The 20,934-nt window shown below is 67.2% G+C and carries 15 protein-coding genes and 1 pseudogene; 8 read left to right on the top strand and 8 right to left on the bottom strand.

The window, feature by feature from the left end; all coding sequences use genetic code 11:
- Nucleotides 1–42: 42 nt before the first annotated feature.
- From CKW06_RS19570 to CKW06_RS19560, 3 genes are all read right to left on the bottom strand, one after another.
- Nucleotides 43–987 carry an IS481-like element ISStma1 family transposase gene (locus tag CKW06_RS19570; protein WP_038646404.1) on the bottom strand — a complete coding sequence of 315 codons (945 nt, stop codon included), beginning with the start codon at nucleotides 985–987 and terminating at the stop codon, nucleotides 43–45.
- Between the two features lie 147 nt (nucleotides 988–1,134).
- The gene (locus CKW06_RS19565) at nucleotides 1,135–1,878 is read right to left on the bottom strand and encodes a basic secretory protein-like protein (RefSeq protein WP_032964638.1); all 744 of its coding nucleotides are present in this window, start codon (nucleotides 1,876–1,878) and stop codon (nucleotides 1,135–1,137) included.
- The gene (locus CKW06_RS19560) at nucleotides 1,875–5,219 is read right to left on the bottom strand and encodes a GH92 family glycosyl hydrolase (protein WP_024958468.1); all 3,345 of its coding nucleotides are present in this window, start codon (nucleotides 5,217–5,219) and stop codon (nucleotides 1,875–1,877) included. The genes CKW06_RS19565 and CKW06_RS19560 overlap by 4 nt, the downstream gene beginning before the upstream one ends.
- Nucleotides 5,220–5,640: 421 nt before the next feature.
- Between CKW06_RS19560 and CKW06_RS19555 the strand changes: the two genes are divergently transcribed.
- From CKW06_RS19555 to CKW06_RS24025, 4 genes and pseudogenes are all read left to right on the top strand, one after another.
- Complete coding sequence (locus tag CKW06_RS19555) at nucleotides 5,641–5,838, top strand: zinc-finger domain-containing protein (RefSeq protein WP_005410967.1); 198 nt, start codon at nucleotides 5,641–5,643, stop codon at nucleotides 5,836–5,838.
- A gap of 15 nt (nucleotides 5,839–5,853) precedes the next feature.
- On the top strand, nucleotides 5,854–6,969 hold the full coding sequence (locus CKW06_RS19550) for a glycosyltransferase (RefSeq protein WP_024958467.1): 1,116 nt from the start codon (nucleotides 5,854–5,856) through the stop codon (nucleotides 6,967–6,969).
- Entirely contained in the window at nucleotides 6,950–8,281 is a 1,332-nt protein-coding gene (locus CKW06_RS19545; RefSeq protein ID WP_012481209.1) for an O-antigen ligase family protein, read from the top strand. Before CKW06_RS19550 ends, CKW06_RS19545 begins: the two co-directional genes overlap by 20 nt.
- 149 nt (nucleotides 8,282–8,430) lie before the next feature.
- Nucleotides 8,431–8,795, top strand: a pseudogene (locus CKW06_RS24025) (transposase).
- Between the two features lie 42 nt (nucleotides 8,796–8,837).
- Here CKW06_RS24025 and CKW06_RS19535 read toward each other — a convergent pair.
- Nucleotides 8,838–9,755 (bottom strand): LpxL/LpxP family Kdo(2)-lipid IV(A) lauroyl/palmitoleoyl acyltransferase, encoded by a 918-nt coding sequence (locus tag CKW06_RS19535; protein WP_005410964.1) that lies wholly within the window; start codon nucleotides 9,753–9,755, stop codon nucleotides 8,838–8,840.
- A 60-nt stretch (nucleotides 9,756–9,815) separates the two neighbouring features.
- Between CKW06_RS19535 and waaA the strand changes: the two genes are divergently transcribed.
- Together waaA and CKW06_RS19525 are read left to right on the top strand one after the other, a co-directional pair.
- Nucleotides 9,816–11,114 carry a lipid IV(A) 3-deoxy-D-manno-octulosonic acid transferase gene (waaA, locus tag CKW06_RS19530; RefSeq protein ID WP_024958465.1) on the top strand — a complete coding sequence of 433 codons (1,299 nt, stop codon included), beginning with the start codon at nucleotides 9,816–9,818 and terminating at the stop codon, nucleotides 11,112–11,114.
- Between the two features lie 216 nt (nucleotides 11,115–11,330).
- A complete protein-coding gene (locus CKW06_RS19525; RefSeq protein WP_024958464.1) occupies nucleotides 11,331–12,548 on the top strand; it encodes a hypothetical protein in 1,218 nt (405 codons plus the stop codon).
- 87 nt (nucleotides 12,549–12,635) lie between these two features.
- Here the strand turns inward: CKW06_RS19525 and CKW06_RS19520 are convergent, their stop codons facing one another.
- From CKW06_RS19520 to CKW06_RS24230, 3 genes are all read right to left on the bottom strand, one after another.
- Complete coding sequence (locus CKW06_RS19520; RefSeq protein WP_005410961.1) at nucleotides 12,636–13,994, bottom strand: TolC family outer membrane protein; 1,359 nt, start codon at nucleotides 13,992–13,994, stop codon at nucleotides 12,636–12,638.
- A gap of 16 nt (nucleotides 13,995–14,010) precedes the next feature.
- Nucleotides 14,011–14,658, bottom strand: a complete 648-nt coding sequence (locus tag CKW06_RS19515; RefSeq protein ID WP_005410960.1) for a protein-L-isoaspartate O-methyltransferase family protein — start codon at nucleotides 14,656–14,658, stop codon at nucleotides 14,011–14,013.
- Between the two features lie 136 nt (nucleotides 14,659–14,794).
- Nucleotides 14,795–15,355, bottom strand: coding sequence for a TetR/AcrR family transcriptional regulator (locus CKW06_RS24230; protein ID WP_024958463.1), 561 nt, complete (start codon nucleotides 15,353–15,355; stop codon nucleotides 14,795–14,797).
- A gap of 117 nt (nucleotides 15,356–15,472) precedes the next feature.
- On the opposite strand from CKW06_RS24230, the gene CKW06_RS19500 reads away from it, so the two are divergent.
- Both CKW06_RS19500 and CKW06_RS19495 read left to right on the top strand, forming a co-directional pair.
- Nucleotides 15,473–16,603, top strand: coding sequence for an efflux RND transporter periplasmic adaptor subunit (locus tag CKW06_RS19500; protein ID WP_024958462.1), 1,131 nt, complete (start codon nucleotides 15,473–15,475; stop codon nucleotides 16,601–16,603).
- A 4-nt stretch (nucleotides 16,604–16,607) separates the two neighbouring features.
- On the top strand, nucleotides 16,608–19,769 hold the full coding sequence (locus tag CKW06_RS19495; protein ID WP_005410957.1) for an efflux RND transporter permease subunit: 3,162 nt from the start codon (nucleotides 16,608–16,610) through the stop codon (nucleotides 19,767–19,769).
- A 158-nt stretch (nucleotides 19,770–19,927) separates the two neighbouring features.
- On the opposite strand, the gene CKW06_RS19490 is transcribed toward CKW06_RS19495, so the two are convergent.
- Nucleotides 19,928–20,833, bottom strand: a complete 906-nt coding sequence (locus CKW06_RS19490) for a LysR family transcriptional regulator (protein WP_024958461.1) — start codon at nucleotides 20,831–20,833, stop codon at nucleotides 19,928–19,930.
- Between the last annotated feature and the right edge of the window lie 101 nt (nucleotides 20,834–20,934).

The raw sequence follows: 20,934 nt of genomic DNA, 5'->3' as shown, positions 1-20,934 counted from the left end.
GCGAAGCGCGGGGTTTTCGGGGGCTGTACGAAAGGCAGTCGACTAACTGTGTAAACCCACCACGTTGTTCAGCAGGACTCTGGAAATAGGTGGCTGGCCACCGATCCCCATGTGAGGGCGGTGCCAGTTGTAGTGGTGCAGCCATTGGGTCAGCACGGAATTGCGCTGGTCCGAGGAGGCGTATTCGCGGGCGTAGGCCCATTCGCGCAGGCTGGTTTGGATGAAGCGCTCGGCTTTGCCATTGGTCCGCGGCGTGTAGGGCTTGGTTCTGATGTGCTTGATCCCAAGGGATTTGAGCAGCTTGGCAAAGGCGGTGGAGCGATAGCAGGCACCGTTGTCGGTCAGGATCCGCTTGAAGGTGATTCCCAGGCTGGCGTAGTACTGCAGAGCGCCCAGCAGCGCCTGGCAGGCGGTTTCGGCCTGTTCGTTGGGGTGGACGCTGCTGAAGGCGACCCGGGAGTGATCGTCGATGGCCACGTGGACGTAGCCCCAGCCACCGCCAGCGGCGTTTCCCCGACGTTTGGCATCGGTTCTGTGCCCTGGCCGCTGGAAGTTGCCCAGCTTCTTGATGTCCAGGTGCAGCAGCCCTCCGGGCTGATCGTATTCGTATCGGATGACCTCCTTGGGCGGTTCAAGCCGACACAGCCGATTGAGGCCGTGGGCACGCATCAGCCTTGAAATCGTACTGTGGCCGACCCCCAGCGCCTTGGAGATGGTCAGGTAGGTCTGCCGTTTACGGCGGTGCTCCTTGATTTGCTCGATTACCGGAGCAGGTGTGGCATGCGGCGTCTGGTGAGGCCGTGAGCTGCGGTTTTCCAGCCCCGGTGCCCCGAACTGGCGGAATCGGGCCAGCCATTTGTAGGCCGTACGCACACTTACGCCGCATGCTTGGGCTGCTTCCTCTGGGCGCAGGCCCTCGTGGAGGATGCGGCGAATAAGAAGTGCTCGACTATAGACGGTCAAACGGGCATTTTTATGGTGGTTCATCCGGGCTCTTTGGGGTCTGGAGAGGTGTGGTAACCACCATTTTCCAAAGATGTCCCGGATGAACAACGTACAGAGAGATCACAACTAACAGTCGACTCTACCCAGTCGGCTCTACCCAGTCGCCGGAATACCCAGTTGATCGCCCAGTCAGCGCCGCTTGCCGCGGCGCGCTGGTGCCGGCGGCGGTGCATCCGAACGCGGCTTGGCATACTGCGTCCACAGCGCCGGCAGTGCCTTGCCGGTGTGCTTCTGCCACAGCGCCGGCGTATAGCGGCCGTCGCGCAGGGCCTTGTCCAGCGCCAGCACCAGGCCGGGATACTCGGCCTCGGCCCATTTCAGGAACGCACCGGTCACCCGGTAGCCGCTGTCGAAATTCTGCCCCTTCTCGACCTTGTCCGGCAGTACCCAGCCTGCGGCGGCATTGTCCATGCCGTAGCGGTCGCGTGCGTAGTCGGCGATGCCTTCCACCAGCCAGCCCGGCACCCGTGCATCGCCGTAACCTGGATAGCCCTGCACGATGTGCATCGCCTCATGGGTGACCAGGTCGATGTCGTTCGGGTGCTGCGCCAACCAGCCTGGGTTGATGGTGATCGTCGCTGCCTGGTCCTTGTCGCCGACGAAGGCGATGCCGGTGTAGGCCGGATCGATCACGATGCGCACCATCGCCGGCGCGGGCGGGTGGAAGTCCGCACGTTCGCGCAGGTAGGCGAAGAAGAACGTATCGATTACCCGCTTGCGCTGCGGCGCGGCCAGGGCGCCACGGGCGTCCTGGTAGTTCAGCGTCACGCCGTCGCGGGTCAGCTGCGTATCGAACGCCTGGGTCTGGCCGAAACTTGAGAAGGACAGGGCAACAAGGGCCAGAGGCAGAAGACGGTAGCGCATGCCGCTCATTGTACGGTGCCGGCCGCCAGCAGTTCGATCTCCGCCAGTGGCAGCCGTGCCGGTGCCGCCAGGCGCAGGCGGTATTCGCTGTAGCGGCCGGGTCTGGCGATGCGGAACGGACGGGTCTGGCGGGCGGATTCGAAGTCTTCGCCGCTGCGCTGGTCGAGCACGGTCCAGCTGCCGCCGCCGTTGCGCGCCTCCAGCGTCCACTCGCCGCCCTGGATGCGGCCGTCGCCGCTGGTGAGCGTGTACATCGTCGGCGTGCCGTCGCTCAGTCCGGTCAGCGCGATGGTTGCGCCGCCGCCCAGGCCCACGGTGGTACTCGCATCGTCATCGACCAGTGCGGGCAGGGCGCGGCCATCGGCCAGCGTCGCCTTCGCGCCGCTGCCGAGCAGGTCGTGCAGCAGCTGCGGGCGCTGGCCGCGCGCGGTCAACGAGCGCGGCACATCGTCCACGCCGCTGCCCCAGCGCGACGGACGGGGTCCCATCACGAAGTCGAGGGTCGCGCCCTTGGCGATCAGGTCGTGTGGCACCCAGGTCTTCGTCCACGGCTTGCCGTTGATCTTCAGCGACTGCACGTAGACGTTCTCGCGCGAGTTGTTGGCCGCGTTCACGGTCAGCACCGCGCCACCCTGCAGCTCCACGCGTGCATGTTCGAAGGCCGGCGAGCCGATCACGTACTCCGGGGCGCCCATGCGCAGCGGGTACAGGCCCAGCGAGGCCAGCACGTACCATGCCGAGGTTTCGCCGTTGTCCTCATCGCCCGGATAGCCCTGGCCGATCTCGCTGCCGACGTAAAGCCGCGACAGGATCTCGCGCACGTGCTGCTGGGTCTTCCACGGCTGCCCGGCATACAGGTACATCCACGGGATGTGGTGCGCCGGCTGGTTGCTGTGCGCGTACATGCCCATGCGCACGTCGCGCGCTTCGGTCATCTCGTGGATGGTGCCGCCGTAGGAGCCGGCCAGTGCCGGGTCTGCGGTTTCCGGCGTGGCGAAGAAGGTATCCAGCTTCGCCGCCAGCTTGTCGCGGCCACCGTACAGCGCGGCCAGGCCTTCGCCGTCATGGGCGGCAGTGAAGGCGAAGGTCCAGCCGTTGGATTCGGTGTAATCGTGGCCCCACACGCGCGGGTCGTAGTCCTTGGCGTCCACGCGCCAGCGGCCATCCGCCTTGCGGCCCTGGAAGAAGCCGGCGGCAGGGTCGAACATCGTCGCGTAGCTGGCAGCGCGGTGGCGGAAGTAGTCGGCTTCGGTGCTGTAGCGCTCGCGTGCGGCCGGCGTGGCCGCGCGCTTGGCCAGCGCATCGGCCATGTTGGCGATGCCGAAGTCATTGAGTGCGCCTTCCATCGTCCACGACATGCCCTCATGCACGTCGGCGCTGGCGTAGCCCCGGAAGGTCGAACGGTCCATGCCCTTGCGGCCGACATGGCGATCGGGTGGTACCACGGTCGCGTTCTTCAGCGCGGCGGCGTAGGCCTCGCCCGGATCGAAGCCGCCGACGCCCTTCAGCCACACATCGGCGAAGGCCACGTCCGAGCTGGTGCCGACCATCAGGTCCGCGTAGCCCGGCGACGACCAGCGCGCGATCCAGCCGCCAGCGCGGTACTGCTCGATGAAACCCTGCACCATCTGCCCGGCATCGTCGGGCGTGAACAGCGCGTAGGCCGGCCACGTGGTGCGGAAGGTGTCCCAGAAGCCATTGTTGACGAACACCTTGCCATCGCGCACGGCGGCAAAGGTGCGGGTCGCGCTGCCCTCGGTGTTGTCATCGCTGGCGCTGGCCTGGTTGGCGTAGCGCCACTCCGGTGCGGCGGCGCTGCCCACGTTTTCATGGCCGGAATTCGGGTACAGGAACAGCCGGTACAGGCTGGAGTACAGCGTGGTCTTCTGATCGTCGCTGGCATCGCCGATGTCGAAGCGGGCCAGGCGTGCGTCCCATGCATCCTGCGCACGGCCGGCCACGCTCTCCAGCGTATCGGTGGCGGCGATTTCCAGCGCCAGGTTGTGTCGTGCCTGCTCCACCGAGATCAGCGAAGTGGCGATGCGCATGGTCACCCGTCGTTCGCTGCCGGCATCGAACTTGATGTAGCCGGTCGGTCGGCCGGTGTCGAGGCGCCCACTGCTGCGCCACGGCTTGTCGAAGCTGGCCACCACGTACATGCGGCTGGCACCGTTGGACAGGCCGCTGCGCGTGTCGGTGTAGCCGGACAGCGTCTGCGTGGCGGCGTCCAGAGTCAGGCCACCGCGGGCATCGACGTTGTCGAACAGCAGGTTGGCGTCGCCGTCCTCCGGGAAGTCAAAGCGGAACAGCGCGGCATGGTCGGTCGGCGCGATCGATGCCGCGACGCCGTTGTCGAAGCGCACGTCGTAGCGGTAAGGGCGGGCGCTTTCATGGCTGCGGTCGAACGACAGGGCACGCTTGCGGCGGTCAGCCTCCGGCACGCCACGACTGGCCGAGGGCATCACCTGGAAGGTCTGGCGGTCGCCCATCCACGGGCTGGGTTGGTGGCTCAGCGCAAGCGCCTGCAGCTGCGGACGGTTCTGCGCGTCGTTCTGCTCGTTCCAGCGGTACAGCCAGTTCAGCGCACCGGCATCGGTGACCGGGGTCCAGAAGTTGAACCCGTGCGGCACCGCCGTGGCCGGGAAATTGTTGCCACGCGAGAAGGTGCCGTTGGCCTGGGTACCGCGGGTGGTCAGCACCCAGTCGGAGACGCGCGCTGGCTGCTGCCGTGGCACGGTGTCCAGGCGAACGTCATCAATCCAGCCGGAGACCGGTGCGCCGTCGGCACTGGCCACCTCCAGTTCGATCGCCACCACGCGGCGGCCCTTCAGCGCGGGCACATCGCCCAGCCGCACCGCCTTGCGCGCCCATTGCTGCGGGTACAGCGTCTTCGAGTCGCCCTGCGCGCGGGCGCCGAGGGCCACCCCATGCTGGTCACGCGCAGCGCCGGCCGAAACCCGACTGCCATCGTCCAGCAGCAGGTCCAGAGACACATAGGTCGAAGCCACGGTGTCCTTGCCGACGATCTCCGGCAGCACCAGCCACGACAGGGTGGTATCCGCCTCGATGGTCACGTCCGCCTTGAACAGTTCGCGCCGCGCATTGCCACCTTCACTGCTGTAGCGCAGTGCGTGCAGGCCGCTGTAGCCGACATTGCGCTTGGCGGCGTAGGGCGCCGCGGGGCCATTGCCGATCGTGACCTGCAATGCGCCTGCGGCCGGTTCCGGAGCCGGCTGGCCCGGCTCGAACGAGCTCTGCAGTCCCTGTGCCAGCACCGGCATCGCGGTAGTCGCACAGGCCAGGGCCAGGGCGAGCGGAAGCAGGGCGCGGCGTGGATCGGACAGGGTCATGCAGGGGTCTCCCGGAAGGGCTGGCGGCGGGCAGAACCCGCATCGGCGGACACCACGGACAGCATCGCTCCGCCCGCCGGGATGGCAGTGGAAGAGGCGATGCCGGTCCGGTGGGGGCGGGCCATGCGATCGGGTCGGATTGGGGTAGGCCGGTTCACGACCTGGCCCGATCCTGCAACAGCCGTGGCAACCTGACAAGTGCCATTTAGTTCGATCCAAATGCGGTAAATATCGTTGTCGGTGGTTTCCCGGGGTGAATCTGCAGGATCGGTCGGGAATTCCCACCGGCACCTCATCCCGAAGTGGCATGCAAGGTCGCAGGGAATCGGCCCGGTACGCGCAAAGACCCGTTGCGGCGCAATGTCGGGGCGGCCTGGATGCTAGAATCACAGGCCTCGCAACCCGTTCATCGACATCCGCCATGAGCCATACCGCCACTGCGCCCGCCAACGCCGAGAAGCGCTACACCGTGCACCGCAGCGATCTGCCGCTGAGCTGCCCGACCCCGGAAATGGCGCTGTGGAACTCGCATCCGCGCGTGTACCTGCCGATCGAAGACGAGCCCAATGGCGAAGCGCAGTGCCCGTACTGCGGTTCCGTGTTCGTGCTGGCCGACTAAGCGGCCGCCCCTTCGATGCGCCGATTGACCGTGGTGCAGTTGCTGCCGGCGCTGCACTCCGGCGGCGTCGAGCGCTCGACCCTGGAAATCGCTGCGGCCCTGGTCGCCGCCGGCCATCGCGCGCTGGTGGTTTCCGCCGGTGGCCGCCTGGTGCAGCCGCTGCTCGACAGCGGTGCCGAGCACCTCACCCTGGACATCGGCCGCAAGTCGCTGCTGACCCTGCGCCACTTACCGACCCTGCGTCGCTTGTTTGCCGAGGTTGGTGCGGACATCGTGCATGCCCGCTCGCGGCTGCCGGCCTGGCTGGGCCTGTACGCAATCCGTGCCCTGCCTGCCGCGCAACGCCCGCACTGGGTGACCACCGTGCATGGGCTGAACTCGCCCAGCCGCTACAGCGCGGTGATGACCAGCGGCGAACGCGTGATCTGCGTGTCCAACACCGTGCGCGATTACGTGCAGCGCCACTACCCGACCGTGCCCGAACAGGCATTGCAGGTGATTCCGCGTGGCGTCGATGTGGCCCAATTCCCGCGCGTGGCGCGTGCCGATCGCCGTCCGCGGATGGCGCTTGCGGCAGAGTACCCATGGCTGGCGCAGGTTGAAGGCCCCTTGCTGCTGTTGCCGGGGCGTGGCACCCGCCTGAAGGGCCACGCATACGCATTGCAGCTGCTGGCGGATATGCGCGCCGCCGGCGTGCCGGCACAGTTGTGGATGCTGGGCACCGATGAACCCGGCCGTGAAGCCTACGTCGCCGACCTGCGCCGGCAGGCGGCCGCGCTCGGCGTGGCCGAGGCCGTGCACATCAGCACGCCGACCGCACGCATCGCCCAGGCCTACGCGGCCAGCGACCTGGTACTGCAGGTGTCGGACAAGCCCGAAGCGTTCGGCCGCACCGTGGTCGAGGCGCTGTCGGTGGGCCGGCCGGTGCTGGGTTGGGACCATGGTGGCGTCGGTGAGCTGCTTCGGCAGCTGCAACCCGCAGGTGCCGTGCCGCTCGGCGATGCGCGGGCATTGGGTGAACGTGCGCTGGCCCTGCTGGCCCAGCCCCCGTCCTTGCCGACCCGCATCCCGTTTACCCTGCAGGCCATGCAGCGCGATACCCTCCGCCTCTATGCCGACCTCGCCGGCTGACCCTGCCGTCATCGTGCGCGACGACCGCGCCGGGCGCTGGGCGCCCTGGTGGGTGCTGGCGTACGTGGCGATGTGGCCGTTGCCAGGCATCGCCGAAACCGTGTTGGGCCTGGGCGCGCTGTACGCGGCGGCGCGCATGGTGACGCGCCGCCTGCAGCGCCGCCCGCATCTGTTGAGCACGGCGGCCTGGGCACTGACTTCGATCCTGTTCCTTGGTTACTGGCTGCCGCAGGCATTCTCCGCATTCGATGCGATCGATCCGGCGGCCTCGTGGACCAAGGCTGCTGCGGGCCTGCGCTATCTGCCCTTCATGTGGCTGGTGGCGATCGCGGTGGCTACGCCGGAGCGGCGGCGGCTGACCTTCGCGGGGCTGGCACTGATCACCGGCGCATGGACGCTGGATGCGCTGGTGCAGGCGGTGGCCGGCACCAGCCCATGGTTCTGGTCGCTGGAACACCTGAAGCTGGCGGTCAGTGGCCACGCACTGTGCCCGGCCGACGAGGCCGCACTGGCAGATCGCCTCAGTGGCGCACTGGGACCGTGCAACCTGAAGTTCGGCCAGGTGCTGGCCAGCCTGTCGCCGTTCCTGCTGCTGCCCGCCGCGCGGCGCTTTGGCAATACGGGCTGGCTGCTGGCTGCGGCAGCACTGGGCAGCGTGCTGCTGTTGGCCGGTTCGCGCGCCTCGTGGATCACCTTCGCGCTGGTGCTGGCCTACAGCGGCGTGCGCCAGTTCGGCTGGAAACGGCTGGCCGCGCTGGCGCTGGTGGCGGTGCTCGGCGCCGGTGCGCTGACCGCCAGCGTGCCGCAGCTGCGCGAGCGCTTCGCGCGAACGGCCATGGCCCTGGATGGGGGTGAGCGTGGTGTCGACGAGGCCCTGTCAGGGCGCGCGCGGATCTGGGAAGCCGCCGCCTGCATGATTGAAGAGCACCCGATCAATGGCGTTGGTGCACGTGGTTTCCGCGATGCCTATCCCGCTTGCGTGGCGGAGGACGGGCCGGCCGTGTGGGGCAATGCCCCGGCGCTTCATGCCCATCAGATCGTGCTGGAAATCCTCGCAGAGACTGGAGTGATTGGTCTGTTGCTGTGGCTGGCGGCCGTGGCCCAGGCTTGGCGCGCATGGCGCTACGCGCCGGCAATGGCCCGCGAACGCGCGCGTCCGGCGATGCTGGCGCTGGCGGTGACCGTGTTCCCGCTGAACACCCATCTGGCGTTCTATTCGGCCTTCTGGGGTGGCCTGACCGTATTGCTGGCCGCGCTGTTCGCCGGCAGCCTGCTGGCGCGCGACGCGGACGACACGCCGACGGCGGTGTGATCGTCCATCCAGCATGGCGTGGCTCTACTGCACGTACCGAACGGAGATTGCTGTGGTGGATCCACGCCATGCGTGGATGGAGCTTTCCCGACGCAAACACAGGTAACCCACCACTACCTGTGTTTCCATGCGTATCGCACGCTTGAGGCATGGCCAGCCCAGGACTCCGCTACGGTCGATATTCCCGATCCGGCAACGTGTACTCATTGACCACGGCAACCCTTGGCCGTGAACCGTTGTTCGCCGATGCGGCGAACATGGCAATCCTGATCGACACCCTGCGCTTCGTCGAGCGTAGGGGCTTCCGCCACAGTCTCGCCTGGGTGGTGATGCCCGACCATCTGCACTGGCTGATGGAACTGCGCAGTGGCAGCGCGCCTATCACGACCATGCAGTGCGGACCGACGAATCACTTCACGAGAAGGCGATGTGCATCCTGGCCAATCCGGTCCGTGCGGGCTTGGCGTGCGTGGTGGGGGAGTACCCGTACGCCTGGTGCCGCTGGCCGTTGTGAATCCCGGCACGGAATCGAAAAGCATCCACGCATGGCGTGGATCTACTTGTAGAAATCGCTCCGCCCGCCTGGCTGGCGCTTGAAGCGGCGGTGGATCCACAGGTACTGGTCGGGTGCCTCGCGCACCATCTCTTCGATGGCCTGGTTGACCCGCGTGGTATCGGCTTCCACGTCGTCGCTGGGGAAATTCTCCAGTGGCGCGCCGATCTTCAGGAAGTACTTCCCGCCTTCGCGGCGATGGAAATACGGGATCACCGCACAGCCGGTCATCCGCGCCAGCTGGTGGGTGGCGGTGATGGTCGAAGCGGTGTGGCCGAAGAACGGCACGAACACGGTGTCCTTGCCGCGCATGTCCTGGTCGGGCGCGTACCAGAGGAAGCCGCCCTTCTTCAGGTGGCGCACGGTAGCGCGGATGTCCTCATTGGCGAACATTGCCTTGGCGTAGCGCAGGCGGCCGAACTTCACCGCCCACTCGTACACCGGGTTCTTGTGCTTGCGGTACATGCCTGAAAGATCAACGTAGTCGCACAGCAGGCGCCCGCACATTTCCAGGGTCATGAAATGGCCGGACACCAGCAGCACGCCACGACCTTCCGCCTGCATCTGCCGCAGATGTTCCAGTCCTTCGATCTGCACCTGCGGGCGGATGCTGTCGATGCTGCCCCACCAGGCGCGGATGCACTCGAACACGCCCACACCCAGGGCATCGAAGCTGTCGCGCACCAGGCGCTGGCGCCAGGCCTCGTCCTTCTCGGGGAAGCACAGCTGCAGGTTGACCTCGGCGGCGCGGCGACGGCTGCCCAGCAGGCGCCAGGTGATCCAGCCGACGCCCCGGCCCAGCGCACGCTGCAGCATCCACGGCAGGCGGGCGATGGCGAAGGCGCCCAGCATGGCGGCGAACATCGGCCAGTTGCGGGGATCGCGCAGCGACGGGCGGACGGCGGTGGTGGCATCGGACATTGGCCCATTCTACCAAGGCGGCCGCGTGTCTTTCCCGGGGGGCTCCCGTATCCTTGCCGCATGCGTAAAGACCCTGTCGAATGGATCCTGCGCGGCCTGTACTCGGTCGTGCTCTATATCCTGCTGCCGATCACTGTGTACCACCTGGTCTGGCGCGGCTTCCGGGTCCGTGAATACTTCCGGCGCTGGGATGAGCGCTATGCCTCCTATCCCCAGCCCACCGGCCAACCGCGGGTCTGGCTGCACGCGGTCTCGGTGGGCGAAGTCAATGCCGCTGCGCCGCTGGTGAACGCGCTGCGCAAGGAGCGACCGGACATCCGCTGGGTCATCACCACCATCACCCCGACCGGCTCCGAGCGCGTGCGTGCGCTGTGGGGCGACGCCCTGGACCACGTCTACCTGCCGTATGACGTGCCCGGCAGCGTCAACCGCTTCCTCGGCCACTTCCAGCCCAGCCTGGCGCTGATCCTGGAAACCGAACTGTGGCCGAACATGCTGTTCGGCTGCCGTGACCGTGGCATTCCGGTCTACATCCTCAACGCGCGCCTCTCGGCACGTTCGCTGCGGGGCTACCGGCTGCTGGCGGCGTTGATCCGCCGCGCGCTGCGCACGGTCACCTGCGTGGCCGCGCAGTCGCAGGACGATGCCGAGCGTTTCGTGCAGCTGGGTGCCGCGCCGGAGCAGGTGCAGGCGCTGGGCAACCTGAAGTTCGACATCACTACGCCGGACGTGCAGGGCTTCGTCGAGCAGTTCCATGCCCGCGTGCCGGCCCGGCGGCCGGTGTGGATCGCCGCCAGTACCCATGATGGTGAAGAACAGGCGGTGATCGATCTGCATCGGCGCCTGCGCCGGCAGCACCCCGACCTGTTGCTGCTGTGGGCGCCCCGGCATCCCGAGCGCTTCCCGAAGGTGGAGGCGCTGGCGCGGGAGCAGGGCTGGAACGTGGCAACCCGGCGCGCGAAGCAGTGGCCGGAGGCTGGAACCGATGTGTTCGTCATCGATACCCTGGGCGAGCTGATGCCTTTCTATGCCTGCGCGCAGGTGGCGTTTGTCGGTGGAAGCCTGCAGCCGATCGGTGGCCACAACCTGCTGGAGCCGGCGGCGATGGGCACCGCTGCGGTGACGGGCCCGCACCTGCACAACTTCTCGGAGATTTCCCGCCGCATGCGCGAGGCGGGCGCGCTGTTGATCGGCGAAGACGTGCAGGCGGTCGGCGAACTGCTGCAGCACCTGCTCGAAGATCCACAGGCACGCGAGGACATGGCGCGGGCAGGCTGCACGCTGATCAGCAACGGACGCGGTGCCCTGCAGCGTACGCTGGCGCTGGTCGGACCGCACCTGCCGCCGCCTTGCCGCTGAGTCCGAAGGGCCGGCGCACGCGACGTGACTGTCGTGAAAGACCGCGTCAATTCTGCTTAGCGACCTGGAATCTGTCGTAGCGGGACCGTGAGCTTCCTTGCCAACGTGCCTGCCGTCACATCGTGATGCGCATGGCGCGTATTCCGATACCGCCTCCCGGCACAGGCTGTCAGTCTGCTGTCGACCGCGCTTGGGCGGATATCAAGGGAACTTGCGATGGACAGCGACAGCAGCCCCGGCATCGATGAGCCCGGGTACGGCGATCGCCTTGTGGTGGTGGCACTGACCTTGCTGCTGGGAGGCGGCGTGGTCGCGTTGGTCGGCCAGCACACCGCAGCCCAGGCAGGCCCGGCCATCGTCCTGAGCCTGCTGCTGGCCGCGCTGGGCACAGGGCCGCTGCTGTACTGCCTGCACGTTCTGAACCAGCAAAGGCCCGCTGCCGATGGCCTGCATGGCGTGGTGCGGGACTGCTGGGGAGGCGTGCCGGCCGTTCTGCTCGGTGGCGCGCTGCTGCTGGAACTGGTGGTGACTGCCGCTGGCGTTGCGCAGTCCGTCGCCAACCATCTGCATGTACTGCTGGCTGGTTGTGGAATCGAGGCCAGCAACGGGATGCCGGGTCAACTGATGGCTGCTGCCAGCCTGCTGTTGCTTGCAGTGGTCGGATTGCTGCGGCCACACCGTGTGGTGCTGGTTGCCTGCGTGCTGCTGACGGTGAAGGTCGGCGCCGGCCTGCTGTTGCTGGTGCTGGCAGCCCGCCATGTGCACTACGCGTACTGGATTCCATGGCTGCCGCCGGCAACGGCACCCTATCGCTTCGGGATCGGCGGTGTACTGGCGGCGAGCGTGCCGCTGTACGGTGTGTTTGCCACCGTTGGCCTGGCGCTGGGATTTCCTGGCATCGGCAGGCAGGCGAGGGCACGGCCGCCGCTGCTGCCGGCGTGCGTGCTGCTGGCCATGGTGCTGCTGATCGTACTGGCCGCGTTGCAGGCGGGCCTGGTCGAATTTCCGGCCCTGGCCAGCACGCGGCCTTTGTCGGTCGCCCTGCAGCATCACCCGCAGTTGTACTGGGTGATGCCCTTGCTGCCGCTGGCGGGAGTGGCAGGGTTGGTGGCGCTCATCCTGGTGCTGCTGATGTTGGCTGCGCAGGTGGCGATGCAGCTGTGGCCGACGGCAGGTGACCGATCCCTGGAGTTCCGGGAGAGACTGGTGCCGGTTGCCGTCGTCCTGCCGGCGGCATTGCTGGCGTTGTGGGCGCCCATGGGCAGCCTGCCGGTACTGCCTGGTCCGGCAACCCTGTTGGTGATGGGGGCCGTGTGCGTGGCCGTGCTGCGCGGACGGGCACAGCGGTCACGCGCCCTGCCGGTGCTGGCTCCCGTCGCCATCGCACTGTGTCTGCTGGCCGCAGTCGAACGGATGCGGGTCTGGCCCGGCTGACGGTCGGTGGGTGCATGCCTCCGTCCGCGCGACCAACAAAAAAGCCACCCTCGCGGGTGGCTTCTTCGTGATCGGCAGGCTGACGACTCAGTGCGTGGTGGTTGCCGGGTTGCCCGCGTCCTGGGTCAGCAGGCGGTTGACGTCCTGCAGCTCGGCCACGTCCAGCGCACCCAGCGACTGGCTCAGCAGCAGGCGGTTCTGCAGGAAGGTGTAACGGGCCTGGGCGTAGTCCAGCTGCGCCGAGAACAGGATGCGCTGGTTCTGGATCACGTCCAGCACGGTACGGGTACCGACTTCCAGGCCGACCTGCGAGGCGTCATAGGCGCTCTGTGCCGAGACCACCGCCAGGCGGCGGGCTTCCACTTCGCTGATGCCCTGTACCAGGGTCTGGTAGGCATTGCGGGTGTTGCGGTCCAGGGCACGCTTCTGCTGCTCGTAGCCGTCCTGGGCAATGTCACGCTGGGCCAGTGCCTGGCGCACGCCGGACTGGGTAGCGCCGCCGGCGAAGATCGGCACGTTCAGGGTCAGGCCGATGCTGTTGGTGCGGGCATCGGGGGACAGCGAGCCGGAGCCGGTGCTGTCGCCCCAGGTCGCGGTCTTGCCCCAGCTGCCGCCCAGCGACAGGGTCGGGTAGTGGCCACCACGCGCGGCCTGCACGCCGGCTTCGGCGGCGCTCACCTTCAGTTCCTGCGCCTTCAGCGCCGGATTCTGGGTGGTGGCCTGGTGCACCAGCTCATCGATGTTGCCACGGTTGGCCGGCACTTCCGGACGGAAGTCGGCCGGCAGGCCGCGCAGGTTGACCACCGGCTGGCCGGTCAGTTCGGTCAGGGCCTGGTAGTTATCGGCCAGGGTGTTCTGCGCAACGATGGTGTTGGCACGCGCCTGGTCGTACTGGGCGCGTGCTTCGTGCACGTCGGTGATCGGCGCCAGGCCCACTTCCAGGCGCTTGTCGGCGAAGTCGAACTGCTTCTTCGCAGCCGCTTCATTGGTCTGTGCGGCGTTCAGCGATTCGATCGCCACCAGCACGTTGAAGTAGGCCGCCGAGGTGCGCACGATCAGGCTGTCGTTGGCAGATTCGAGGGTGAAGTCCGCCGCCTTGCTCAGCTCACGCTGCGAACGCAGGTTGTTGATCTGGGTCCAGTTGAACAGCGTCTGGCTGCCATCGATCGTGTAATTGCGGCGCTTATTGGTGAACGAGCCGGAGTTGATGTCGGCGTTCGGCTCGCTGCGCGTGCGGTTCAGCGTGGCCTGGCCGTTGATCTGCGGCAGCAGGGCGGCGCGTGCCTGCACGGCGCCTTCCTTGTCGACCAGCCGGGTCGATTCGGCGGCAGACAGCTGCGGATCGCCGTTGCGCGCCATTTCGTAGACCTGCAGCAGGTCGGCGGCATGGGCAGACAACGGCAGCAGGGCAGTGGCCAGCGCAACAGCGAGGGATCGGCGGATCATTGCGGCTTCCTTGGACTCAGAGGTGGAACTGGGGTGCCGGGGCGGCACCACGCAGGTAATCGATATCGGTCTCGAACAGGGACTCGGTGCTGCCGTCGGCCTTGACCAGCAGGGCCTCCATCGCCGGCGAGCGGCCGTGGATCACGAACAGGCGACCACCCGGACGCAGCCACGAGGCGAACTGTGACGGCACCACGTCGACCGCACCAGTGACACAGATCACGTCAAAGCGGCGTTCGGTCTGCCAGGACAGGGCGTCAGCCACTTCCACGCGGACGTTGGTGCCCAGGCCGGAGGCGTCCAGGCGGGCACGCGCGGCGGTGGCCAGCTCCGGGTCGATCTCCAGGCTCAGCACGTCGCGCGCCAGCGCGCCGATGCAGGCGGACAGGAAACCGCTGCCGGTGCCGATTTCCAGCACTTCGTCACCCGGCTGCAGATCCAGTGCCTGCAGGGTACGGCCCTCGATGACCGGCTTCATCATCTTCTGGCCGTGGCCGATCGGCAGTTCGACATCGGCGTAGGCCAGCGCCCGGTGTGCATCGGCGACAAAAGCCTCGCGCGGCAGGCGGGCCAGGACGTCGAGCACCTTGATGTCCAGCACGTCCCAGGGACGGATCTGCTGTTCCACCATCAGTTCGCGGGCGTGGGCGTAATCAATCGTCATGAGGTTCAAATCCAGCGCAGTGGGCCGGCCATTTTACCGGTGCCGGAGGCCGGCGGCGCGCCCAGAGCATCAGCTGCCGGGTGGCCGGGGTCGCAGTGCCGGAAGTCATCGCGACCTCCGGTTCGTTCAGTTTTGGTTATTCAGCCGTCCCGGCCCCTCGCGGCGCATAGGCGCGCAGGAAGAAGTCGATGCTGGCGGTCACGTGGGCAAGAGGGTCGCACTCCACCGGTGACAGTGGCATGCCGCACATCATATTGAAATGCTGCCCGATGCCCTGTTCGTGGCCGACGCGGACGGCCCGCTGCGCGACCAGCTGATCGGCATCGGCCTGGCCTTCTTCGAACTGATCACTTCCGATGCGGCGATCTCTATCCAGCGCATGATGATGGCGCCGGAGACCGACGAACGCCTGCGCGAGCTGTTCTGGAAGGCAGGACCGGAACGCAATGCACTTTGACTGCACGGCCTCGGAGAACAGGGTCTCCTTGTCGCCGAAGTGGCTGTACACGGTCAGCTTCGAGACGCCGGCCTGGGCGGCAATGGCGTCCATGCTCACGCCGGTATACCCCTGTTCGATGAACAGTACCTTGGCTGCTTCAAGGATCGCCGCGCGCTTGCCCAGATCCTTGGGGCGCCCGGGTCCGGCGGCCTTGGCAGCGGGCTTGGCCGACGGCTTGCGGGAAGTGGAAGAACTCATCGCAACAATACTAGACCAAGCGGTTCGATATTTATACTATACCGGCCGGTTTATTAAATTGGGCCGGCAGTCGCGGCTCCCCCTTGTTGCAACCCTGCGTTTTCAGGACGTTGACCGATGAAGATCGTGCGCTGGATGGGCGGTATGGTGTGGGTGGCTGCGCTGGCAGCCTGTTCGGGACAGGAACAGGCGCCGCAGGCGGCCGTGCCGGTACTGGTGGTTCACCCCGGCGAACAGGCCGGACAGGCGCCGGCGGCATTCCCGGGCACGGTGCGTGCCCGTCAGGAAAGCCCGCTGTCGTTCCGCGTCGGAGGCAACCTGGTCAAGCGCCACGTCGATGCCGGCCAGCGGGTGAAGAAGGGCGACGTGCTGGCCGAACTGGACGTGGCTGACTTCGCGCTGCAGGCCCGTGCCTCACAGGCGCAGCTGGCTGCGGCCGAGGCCGACCTGGTGCGTGCCCGCGATGACCTGAAGCGCTACCAGGTGCTGGCCGACCAGCAACTGGTCAGCCGCTCGCAGCTGGACCAGCAGTCCGCGGCGTTCAAGGCCGCGCAGGGCCAGGCCAATGCGGCCCGCGCCAACCTCGATGTGCTGCGCAACCAGGCTGACTACGCGCAGCTGCGCGCGCCGGCCGATGGCGTGATCGCCAGCCGCGAGGCCGAAGCCGGGCAGGTGGTGTCCGCCGGCCAGACCATCTTCAACCTGGCCGCCGATGGCGGCCGCGAAGTGCTGATCGACCTGCCCGAGGCGACCATCCGCGACTACGCGGTCGGCCAGCCGGTCGAGGTGGAACTGTGGAACCGCCCGGGCCAGCGCCTGCCCGGTACGATCCGCGAGATCGCCGCCGCCGCCGATCCGCAGGCACGCACCTATGCCACCCGCGTCAGCCTGGCCGCCGATGCGCTGGCCGATGTCGAACTGGGCCAGAGCGCACGCGTCTACAGCAGCGCCGGTCGCCACGGCACCCTGCAGCTGCCGCTGGGCGCGCTGCAGCGCGGTGCCAACGGTGCCGCCAGCGTGTGGGTGGTCGATCCGGCCAACAGCACGCTGAAGGCCGCCTCGGTCACCACCGGTGCGTTTGGCAGCGAGACCGTGCCGGTGCTGTCCGGCGTGAACGCGGGTGACTGGGTGGTTGCCGCCGGTGGCCACCTGCTGCGAGCGGGCCAGCCGGTGATCGCCGTGGACCGGCAGAACCGCCCGGTGCTGAAGCCGGCCACGCCGGCGGCTGCCGCCAAGGCCAAGGAGTAAGCCGGTGCGCCGCTTCAATCTTTCCGAGTGGGCGCTGGCCAACCGCCCGCTGGTGCTGTTCGCGATGCTGGCCTTCGCGCTGATCGGCGCGTGGTCGTACAAGCACCTGGGCCAGTCCGAGGATCCACCATTCACCTTCAAGGCGATGGTGGTGCGCACGCTGTGGCCGGGCGCCACCGCCGAACAGGTCTCGCGGCAGGTGACCGAGCCGATCGAGAAGGCGCTGATGAACACCGGCGAGTACGAGTTCATCCGCTCCTATTCGCGCCCCGGCGAATCGCAGGTCATCTTCATGGCCCGCGACAGCCTGCGTTCCAGGCAGATCCCGGACCTGTGGTACCAGGTGCGCAAGCGCGTGGGCGACATCCGTGCGACGCTGCCGCGCGAGATCGTCGGTCCGTTCTTCAACGATGAGTTCGGCGACACCTACGGCAACATCTATGCGTTGACCGGCAAGGGCTTCGACTACGCGGTGATGCGCGACTACGCCGACCGCATCCAGCTGGAACTGCAGCGCGTGCCCGATGTCGGCAAGATCGACCTGGTCGGCCTGCAGGACGAGAAGGTGTGGATCGAGCTGTCCAACACCCGCCTGGCCACGCTGGGTGTGTCGATGCAGCAGGTACAGCAGGCGCTGGCCGACCAGAATGCGGTCACCGGCACCAGCTTCTTCGAGACCGCCACCGACCGCGTGCAGCTGCGCGTGACCGGCCAGTTCAACGACATCGAAGCGATCCGCCAGTTCCCGATCCGCGCCGGTGACCGCACCGTGCACCTGGGCGACATCGCCGAGGTCAAGCGTGGCTTCGCCGATCCGGCGTCGCCGAAGATGCGCTTCATGGGTGAAGAGGCCATCGGCCTGGCAGTGGCGATGAAGGATGGCGGTGACATCCTCAAGCTCGGCGCCAATCTCGATGCCGAGTTCGAGCGCCTGCAGAAGACCCTGCCGGCGGGCATGCAGCTGCGCAAGGTGTCCGACCAGCCGCAGTCGGTGGAAGAGTCGGTCGGCGAGTTCGTGCAGGTGCTGACCGAAGCGGTGGTGATCGTGCTGCTGGTCAGTTTCTTCTCGCTGGGCCTGCGCACCGGCCTCGTAGTGGGCGTGACCATTCCACTGGTGCTGGCGATGACCTTCTTCGTCATGCACTACTTCGACATCGGCCTGCACAAGATTTCGCTGGGTGCACTGGTGCTGGCGCTGGGCCTGCTGGTGGACGATGCGATCATCGCGGTGGAGATGATGGCCACCAAGATGGAGCAGGGTTACGACCGCCTGCGCGCGGCCAGTTTCGCCTGGGAGTCGACCGCGTTCCCGATGCTGACCGGCACGCTGATCACGGCGGCCGGCTTCCTGCCCATCGCTACGGCGGCCTCGAGCACCGGTGAGTACACGCGTTCGCTGTTCCAGGTGGTGACCATCGCGCTGGTGGTGTCGTGGATCGCGGCGGTGCTGTTCATCCCGTACCTGGGCGACAAGATGCTGCCGGACCTGTTCAATCCGCAGCCGCCGAAGCCGGGCAGCGTGTCCGCGCGCTGGCATGCCAAGCGCCAGCAGTGGGCCGACCGCTATCCGGCGCTGGCCAACCTGATCGCGCCGCCGCAGCACGGGCACGACCACGATCCGTACCAGCGCCCGTTCTACCGCAGCTTCCGTCGCTTCCTCGATGGCTGCCTGCGCCACCGCTGGTGGGTGATTGCCGCGACCATCGCCCTGTTCGTGTTCTCGCTGATGATGTTCCGCTTCGTGCCGCAGCAGTTCTTCCCGGATTCGACCCGGCCGGAACTGATGGTGGACATCGAGCTGGCCGAGGGCGCGTCGCTGCGCTCGACCCAGGCCCAGGCCGAGAAGCTGGAGAAGCTGCTGTCCAGCCGCGAGGGCATCGCCAACTACGTGTCCTACGTGGGCACCGGTTCGCCGCGCTTCTACCTGCCGCTGGACCAGCAGCTGCCGGCCACCAACTTCGCCCAGTTCGTGGTACTGGCCAAGGACATCAAGGCGCGCGAAAGCACACGTGACTGGCTGCTGCACGAGGTGATTCCGAAGTTCCCGGACGTGCAGATGCGCGTGACCCGACTGGAGAACGGCCCGCCGGTCGGCTATCCGGTGCAGATGCGCATTTCCGGCGAGCACATCGAGAAGGTGCAGGCGATCGCGCGCCAGGTCGAAGCCAAGGTGCGTGAGAACCCGCACGTGATGAACGTCAACCTGGACTGGAGCGAGCCGAGCAAGGTGGTGCGGCTGGTGATCGACCAGGAGCGTGCGCGGGCGCTGGGCGTGAGCAGTGCCCAGGTCAGCCAGTTCCTGTCCAGTTCGCTGGCCGGGCAGTCGGTGAGCGTGTACCGCGAGGGCAACCGCCAGATCGAGATGCTGCTGCGTGGCCCGGCCGATGAGCGCAACCAGCTGGAGCTGCTGTCCAGCCTGTCGATGCCGACCGCCAACGGCGGCAGCATCACGCTGTCGCAGGTGGCGACGATGGAGTACGGCTTCGAGGACGGCATCATCTGGCACCGCAACCGCCTGCCGACGGTGACCGTGCGTGCCGACATCAGCGATGGCATGCAGCCGCTGGACGTGGTGCATCAGATCCTGCCGACGCTGGATGGCATCCGTGCCGAGCTGCCGAACGGTTACCTGCTGGAAACCGGCGGTACCGTGGAGGATTCGGCACGTGGCCAGAACTCGATCAAGGCCGGCATGCCGCTGTTCCTGGTGGTGGTGGCCACGCTGCTGATGCTGCAGCTGCGCAGCTTCTCGCGTGCGGCGATGGTGCTGGTGACCGCGCCGCTGGGCATCATCGGCGCGACGTTGTTCCTGCTGCTGTTCCGCGCGCCGTTCGGCTTCGTGGCACTGCTGGGCACGATCGCGCTGGCCGGCATGATCATGCGCAACTCGGTGATCCTGATCGACCAGATCCAGCAGGACATCGATGCCGGGCATGACCGCTGGCATTCGATCATCGATGCGACGGTGCGCCGCTTCCGCCCGATCGTACTGACCGCGCTGGCGGCCGTGCTGGCGATGATTCCGCTGTCGCGCAGCGCGTTCTATGGCTCGATGGCGATCTCGATCATGGGCGGCCTGATCGTCGGCACGGTGCTGACCCTGGTGTTCCTGCCGGCGTTGTATGCGGCATGGTTCCGGGTGAAGCCGGACGAATCCGGGGCGTAATGCCCCGGATTCTGCGGCCACCGCCCTGGTAGGTGCCAACCTTGGTTGGCACTGACGCATGCATCCACGCATGGTGTGGATCTACAGCAGCTGGTCTTTGCCCTGGTAGGTGCCAACCTTGGTTGGCACTGCGGAACGCATCCACGCATGGCGTGGATCTACTGTAGCTGCAGGCCGCTCCGTAGCACTGGCAGCAGCCATTCGATGAATACCTGCACGCGTTGCGCGCGGTGTTGCCGGTGCGGCTGCAGCAGGGTCACCGGTAACGGCTGCGCCACGTACTGCGGCATCACCTCCACCAATGCGCCTGACTGCAGTTCGGCCTGTACGTCGTAGCGCGGAATCTGCAGCAGCCCCAGCCCCGCCACGCAGCACGCAATCGATGCCTCGGCACTGTTCACCCGCACCCAGCCGGGCATCGGCAATGTGCGTAGCTGCGTACCCTCCTGCCACTCCCACGGTTCCACCCGCGCCGTGGTCGGTGACGCGTAGTTCACCGCCCGGTGCTGCTGCAGGTCGGCAGGTTGCTGCGGCACACCGTACTCGCGCATGTAGGCCGGCGCGGCAACGTTGACGAAGTCCAGCTGGCCCAGCGTGCGGGCCACCAGGCTGGAATCGCCCAGCTGCCCGACCCGCAGCACCGCATCGCAGCCGTCTTCGATCAGGTTCACCGCGCGGTCGGTCATGCCCAGGTCGACTTCCACCTGCGGATGGCGCGCGAAGAAGTCGGGCAGCGCCGGGGCGATGATGCGGCGGCCGATGCGACTTGGCACGTCGATCTTCAGCAGACCCACCGGCTGCGCATCGTCCTGCCGGAACAGCGATTCGGCGTCTTCAACCTCGGCGATCAGGCGCAGGCAGCGGGCATGGAACACGTCGCCGTCGTGGGTGGTCGACACCCTGCGGGTCGAACGCTGCAGCAGGCGGGTACCGAGCCGCTGCTCCAGCTCCGCAATGGCTGCCGAGACGGTGGAGCGGGGCAGGCCGAGCTGGTCGGCGGCGCGGGTGAAGCTGGCGCACTCCACCACCCGGGTGAAGATGCGGAAGCGATCGATCCGGTCCATTGTTCGCTGGCTCTGGAAGGTTAAGTCAATGCGGCGGGCTTTATCCGCATTTTCTGCACGATATCGTCGTCAGGGCAGGGTTGCCACCCCGGACAGCCCAC

The organism is Stenotrophomonas maltophilia, from assembly GCF_900186865.1.
GTDB lineage: Bacteria > Pseudomonadota > Gammaproteobacteria > Xanthomonadales > Xanthomonadaceae > Stenotrophomonas > Stenotrophomonas maltophilia.
This window is presented reverse-complemented; position numbering and strand designations above follow the sequence as displayed.